The sequence below is a fragment of the Asanoa sp. NPDC049475 genome (assembly GCF_040676915.1).
Classification (GTDB): Bacteria; Actinomycetota; Actinomycetes; order Mycobacteriales; family Micromonosporaceae; genus Asanoa.
Window position 1 is genome coordinate 921,931 of record NZ_JBFAPY010000004.1, and the last position, 6,000, is coordinate 927,930.

Annotated in this window: 5 protein-coding genes; all 5 read right to left on the reverse strand. The window is 71.2% G+C overall.

Features of this window, described 5'->3' with window-relative positions; translation table 11 throughout:
* Positions 1–397: 397 nt before the first annotated feature.
* The 5 genes from AB0J88_RS19935 to pyrH all read right to left on the reverse strand — a co-directional run bounded on the left by AB0J88_RS19935 (position 398) and on the right by pyrH (position 5,736).
* Positions 398–1,603, reverse strand: coding sequence for a DivIVA domain-containing protein (locus AB0J88_RS19935; protein WP_364342100.1), 1,206 nt, complete (start codon positions 1,601–1,603; stop codon positions 398–400).
* A gap of 43 nt (positions 1,604–1,646) precedes the next feature.
* The gene (gene rlmN / locus AB0J88_RS19940; RefSeq protein WP_364342097.1) at positions 1,647–2,765 is read right to left on the reverse strand and encodes a 23S rRNA (adenine(2503)-C(2))-methyltransferase RlmN; all 1,119 of its coding nucleotides are present in this window, start codon (positions 2,763–2,765) and stop codon (positions 1,647–1,649) included.
* Positions 2,766–3,097: 332 nt separating this feature from the next.
* Positions 3,098–4,258, reverse strand: coding sequence for a phosphatidate cytidylyltransferase (locus tag AB0J88_RS19945; protein ID WP_364342094.1), 1,161 nt, complete (start codon positions 4,256–4,258; stop codon positions 3,098–3,100).
* Positions 4,259–4,374: 116 nt separating this feature from the next.
* Positions 4,375–4,932 carry a ribosome recycling factor gene (gene frr, locus AB0J88_RS19950; RefSeq protein ID WP_364342091.1) on the reverse strand — a complete coding sequence of 186 codons (558 nt, stop codon included), beginning with the start codon at positions 4,930–4,932 and terminating at the stop codon, positions 4,375–4,377.
* 33 nt (positions 4,933–4,965) lie between these two features.
* Positions 4,966–5,736, reverse strand: a complete 771-nt coding sequence (gene pyrH / locus AB0J88_RS19955) for a UMP kinase (RefSeq protein ID WP_364342088.1) — start codon at positions 5,734–5,736, stop codon at positions 4,966–4,968.
* Positions 5,737–6,000: the final 264 nt, after the last annotated feature.

Consider the following 6,000-nt stretch of genomic DNA (forward strand, 5'->3'; position numbering starts at 1 on the left):
CGGTGAGGTGACAGAGTCCGGAAGTCGCCGCTCGCGCGGCGTCGGTGCCGGCCGTCTTGCCGCGAACCGGCTGCCGTAGCGCTCGTCGACGTCCCAGTTCCGGCCGTGGTCACGTTCGCCAAGCTCGTGTTCGCCGAGGCCGACGTGTGTGCCGTCCTCGGACCCGACCGCACGATGACGCCGCGTCGTGCGCCTTACCGAGTCTCGCGACCGCGTCTCAGCTCCTGCCGCCAACCGCGCCATTGACGGTGTCGCGGAGTCGAAGGGCGTCGGACTACTCGCTCTGCCTCCGGATGATGAGCTGGGCCGCGCACGCCGCCTCTGAGCCAAGAGCCGCAAAAGACAATCCCGCCCACCGGTCAAAGACAGGTGGGCGGGATGACGAACGACTAAAGGCTCAGCGCCGCCGAACGATGTCGCGGATCTCCAGCAGGGCCTGCTCGACCTCCGCCTCGAAGTACCCCCCCGGCACCAGGCCGAACTGACCAGCGTCGAAGTCAGCGTCCGTGGTCGGGATGGGGCCGCGGCCGGTCATGCCGGTCAGTACGTCCTCGAAGAAGCGGTCCACCTGCATCGGGTCGTAGCCGCTGCCGAACCGGCGCACCTGGAACGACCGCCTGATCGAGTCGACCCGCGCCAGGTCGCTGCCGGGCGGGCCCATCAGCGGCGGGCCACCCATCCCAGGGCCGCCCATGCCGCCGCCGGGTGCGCCACCCATCGCGAGGCCGGGGCCACCCATTCCCGGTGCGCCACCGCCCATGCCAGGCCCGCCACCCATGCCAGGCCCGCCACCCATGCCAGGCCCGCCACCCATGCCAGGGCCACCGCCCATGCCGGGACCGCCACCCATGCCGGGACCCCCGCCAGGGTGCCCCCCACGGCCCGGGTCGCCGCGCTCCGGCATGCGGATCTCCGCCGTCATGTCCATCCGCGCACGCCGACCGGGCTGCTCAGGCCCGTCGTAGCCGTCGTCCGGCGGCGGGAACCCGCCACCGCGCATCCCGGGGGCGCCAGGACCGGCGCCGCTCGGCGGCATCGGACCGCCGCCGGGGCCGTCGTAGCCACGCGGCCCGCTGTCGAACCCGCCTCCGTACGGCGGCGGCGGGCCGGGACGGGAGTACGGGTCGTCGTTGGGGATCGGCCGGGTCGGCAGCGGGTTGGCCCCCATCGCCGCGGCACGGCGGTCCGGCGGCGGGCCGAAGGAGCCCGGCGGCGGGGCCGGGATCGGCGGGCCGCCCATCGGGCCTCCACCCATCCGGTCCGGCGGACCCATCCGGTCACCCGGCGGCGGGCCGAGCTGGCTGGGCGGACCCATCCGCTCCGGCAGGCCCATCCGGTCGGGACCGTTGAAGCGCCCGTTGCGCTCCTCGAGCTCGCCGACCTGCCGTTCGACGCGGTCGAGGTGCAGGTCGACCTGCCACTCGTCGTACCCGCCGAACCGGACGCGGAAGACGACGTCGTGGACCTCCTGCGCGCCGACTGGCTGGCCGACCGGATCGCCGGCGAGCGTCGCCTCGACGCGGTCCAGGAAGGCGTCGACCTCGTCGACCTTGTAGCCGCGACGCAGTGCCCGACGGCGGAATCGTTGACCCTGGCTCGCCACTATGTCTCCTGGTTAGTTCGCTCGGCCGCGGCCCCGAACGCGGTCATGTCGTCACCTCGGACGCGGCGAGCTGGCCGCACGCGCCGTCGATTTCGCGACCCCTGGTGTCACGCACGGTAGTCGACACGCCCGCCGCGCGCAGCCTCCGGACGAACTCGCGCTCGACCGGCTTGGCACTCGCATCCCACCTGCTGCCCGGCGTCGGGTTCAGCGGGATCAGGTTGACGTGCGCCAGCCGCCCGGCCAGCAGACGCCCGAGCAGATCAGCTCGCCACGGCTGGTCGTTCACGTCTTTGATCATGGCGTATTCGACGGAAACACGGCGCCCCGTGCGATCCGCGTAATGCCACGCGGCGTCGAGCACCTCGGCCACCTTCCACCTTTGGTTGACCGGCACCAGTTCATCGCGCAGATCATCATCGGGCGCGTGCAGCGACAACGCAAGAGTCACTTGGAGGTCTTCGTCTGCCAGCTTGCGCATCGCCGGCACCAGGCCGACCGTCGAGATCGTGATGTGTCGCTGCGAGAGCCCCAGACCCTCGGGCGCCGGCGAGGTCAGACGCCGCACCGCACCCAGCACCCGGTTGTAGTTGGCCAGCGGCTCGCCCATGCCCATGAACACCACGTGCGAGAGCCGCGCGGGGGAACCGGCCAGAGCGCCCGATGCCGCGACACCCGCGAGGTAGACCGCCTGGTCGACGATCTCGGCGGTGGACAGGTTGCGGGTCAGCCCCGCCTGGCCGGTGGCGCAGAACGGACACGCCATGCCGCACCCGGCCTGGCTCGAGATGCAGACCGTGACGCGATCCGGATAGCCCATCAGCACGCTCTCGACGAGCGAGCCGTCATGGAGACGCCACAACGCCTTGCGCGTGGCGCCGTCGTCGGTGGCCATCTCGCGTACCGGCGTCAGCAGCTGCGGCAACAGGTCGTCCGCGATCTTCGCCCGGGTCGCCGCGGGCAGGTCGGTCATCGCCTCGGGGTCGCGGACCAGCCGGCCGAAGTAGTGCGTCGACAGCTGCCGCGCACGAAACCGGGGCTCACCGAGTGCGACCAACGCGGCCTCGCGGCCCGAGACGTCAAGATCGGCGAGATGGCGCGGCGGCATCGCCGGCCGCCGCCCAGGGGTGGCGGCCGACTGAATGATGGGGAGGCTCGTCATGGCGGCTCAAGTCTCCCACGGCTGTTCGATCACCTTCACCTGCCCGGGTGCCGGGACGGAAATAAGAAGATCAAGAGGCAGATCATCGACGCACGTGCGTCGTGGGCACGACCGCTCGCTCCCGCGCGCACCGCTCGCTGCGCTTCGCTGCCGGGTCCGCGTGCCGCCAAAAGCCCATATTTACCCCCGCATCACGCTAGGCACGACCGAAACCGCGGGAAGGCGATGGGCGGGCCGCAAACCCAGCAAATGCCCCAAGGGACCGCCGATCCGCGTAAGCCACTGCATGAAGTGATTTCCGAAACGTCGCTTTCCCCGCCCAGCGGTAGAGGTCAGCGCACCGGAGCGAAGATCGCCAGCAGCAGGTAAGCGGTCGGGACCGCGAACAGGATCGAGTCGAGGCGGTCCATCAGGCCGCCGTGGCCTGGGAGCAGCCGGCTCATGTCCTTGATGCCCAGGTCGCGCTTGAGCATCGACTCGGCGAGATCGCCCAGGACCGCCGCCACGCTGATCGCGGCACCGATCAGCGCGCCCCACCAGAAGTCGACGCCGAGCAGGAAGTAGCAGCTCAGGGCCGTGCCGACGGCCGCGGCGACGAGCGAGCCGCCGAACCCCTCCCACGACTTCTTCGGGCTCACGGTCGGCGCCATCGGGTGGCGGCCCAGGAAGACACCGGCCGCGTAGCCGCCCGTGTCGGAGAGGACCACGCCGATCAGCACGACGAGGACGCGGTCGGCGCCGTCGGGCGGCACCGCGAGCAAGGCGGCGAACCCCGCGAGGAACGGCACGTAGACCGCGATCAGCACGGACGCGGTCAGGTCCTGTTTGAAGCCCTTCGGCCCGTCGGCGAGCCGCCACACGGTCGCCGCGAGCAGCGTCGCCACCAGGCCGAGCATGAGGGCGTCGGCACCCGCGTACCAGGCCAGGCCGACCATCAACACCCCGCCCGCGATCAGCGGGATCGCCGGTGGGTAAGCCTTGACCTCCCGGAACGCGCGGCTGACCTCCCAGATGCCGACCGCGACGGCCAGCGCGAGAACGCCGAGGAAGGCGAGCTTGTACGCGTACAGCGAGACGAGCAGGACCGCGCCGAGGGTGACGCCGACGCCGATGGCGGCCGGGAGGTTGCGGCCGGCGCGGCTGGTCTTCTCGGCGGTCGGCGGCCGCCCGGGGCCGGCACGGCGCTTGCCGGGGCCAGGCCGACGCGGCGGCGTCGCGTCCTCGTCGGCATCGTCGTTTCCGGGCTGGTGCTGGGCGCGCGGAGTGACCAGCGGGAGCTGAGCCGTCTCCGCGCTGTAGCCGATGGCGTCCGGCTCGCGGCGCGGGTCCGGGTCCGGGTCCGGGTCCGGCAGCCCGATGCCAGGCTGCGTGGGGCCGGCCCAACCCGGGACATCGAGGTTGGTCGGGAACCCGGGGTCGTACTTCTCGGGCGCGACACCGGAGTGTCGCGCCCGATGCGGATCAGCGCTCGAATAGGGGTCGGAGTAGGACATCAGGTCACAATCGAGCCCGCCGTCGAACGTCTCATGTCGCCGAGCCCCCTTCGCCCATCGATCTCCTGACCAGGAGGAATCGTGCCGAGCCTACTGCACCTGCGACGTCGTCCGATTCAGACCTCGAGCAGCTCGGTCTCCTTGTGCTTGAGGAGTTCATCGATCTGGGTGACGTACCGGTGGGTCAGATCGTCGAGGTCCTTCTCGCCCCGTCGACCCTCGTCTTCCCCGGTCTCGCCGTCTTTCACCAGCCGGTCGAGCTCCTCCTTGGCCTTGCGTCGCACGTTGCGCACCGCGATCTTGGCTTCCTCGGCCTTGTGCCGGGCCACCTTGATCATGTCGCGGCGGCGCTCCTCGGTCATCTGCGGGAGCACGATGCGCAGCTGGTTGCCCTCGTTGTTGGGGTTGACACCGAGGTCCGAGTCGCGGATCGCCTTTTCCATCGCACCGAGCTGCGAGTTGTCGTACGGCTTGATGATCGCCATCCGAGGCTCCGGCGTGCCGACGGACGCCATCTGGGTCAGCGGCGTCGGAGTGCCGTAGTAGTCAATGATGATCTTGGAGAACATCGCCGCGTTGGCCCGCCCCGTGCGGATAGCGGCGAACTCCTCCTTGGCGTGGTGGACCGCGCCATCCATCTTTTCCTCGGCCTCGAGGAGTGTGTCGTCGATCACCGGGTCCGTCGCCTCCTTCTGGGGATGTGGCTCTCAGTTGGCTGTGATCAAGGTGCCGATGCGCTCGCCGGCGACGGCCCTCATGATCGTGTCGTCGCCCTCGGCGCCGAACACCAGCATCGGCAAGCCGTTCTCCTCGCAGAGGCTGAACGCGGCCGCGTCGGCCACCCGCAGCCCGCGCCGGAGCACCTCGGCGAACGTGACCGAGTCGAACTTGCTGGCCGTCGGGTCGGTGCGCGGGTCGGCGGTGTAGACCCCGTCGACACCGTTCTTGCTCATCAACACCACGTCGGCACGGATCTCCAGCGCACGCTGGGCGGCGACGGTGTCGGTGGAGAAGTAAGGCATCCCGGCGCCCGCACCGAAGATGACCACGCGACCCTTCTCCAGGTGACGGATCGCCCGCAGCGGGATGTACGGCTCGGCGACCTGCGCCATGGTGATCGCGCTCTGCACGCGGGTCTCGATGCCCTCCTTCTCCAGGAAGTCCTGGAGGGCCAGGCAGTTCATGACGGTGCCGAGCATGCCCATGTAGTCGGCCCGGGCCCGGTCCATGCCGCGCTTCTGCAGCTCGGCACCCCGGAAGAAGTTGCCACCGCCGACGACGACGGCGACCTGAACGCCGCGGCGGACCACGGAGGCGATCTGGCGGGCGACGGCCTGCACCACGTCGGGGTCGACGCCGACCTGGCCGCCGCCGAAGACCTCACCGGAGAGCTTGAGGACGACCCGACGGGGCCGGCCCGGAGGAGGTGCGGTGGGATCCTCGACCACCTGCGTCGACTCGCCTGCCACGTCCGTCATCCGACCGCCTCTCGCCTCGGCACCAGTCGGTGCGCATCGCTTCCCGGCACCGATCCGGTGCGCGTCGCTTCGGCACCCGTCCGGTGCCGCCTGGAGCGTATTGCCCACGCAGGCCACCGGCGCCCCGGGCCGGTGGCGGGGCCCCCCCCCCCCGGCGGGGGGGGGGGCCCCCGGGCGGGCGGGGGCCCCGCCGAACGGGCGGACCGCGGGACCGCGCGGCCGGGCCCCCCGCCCACCCGCGGGGAGGGCGTCGTGGTGTGAGGG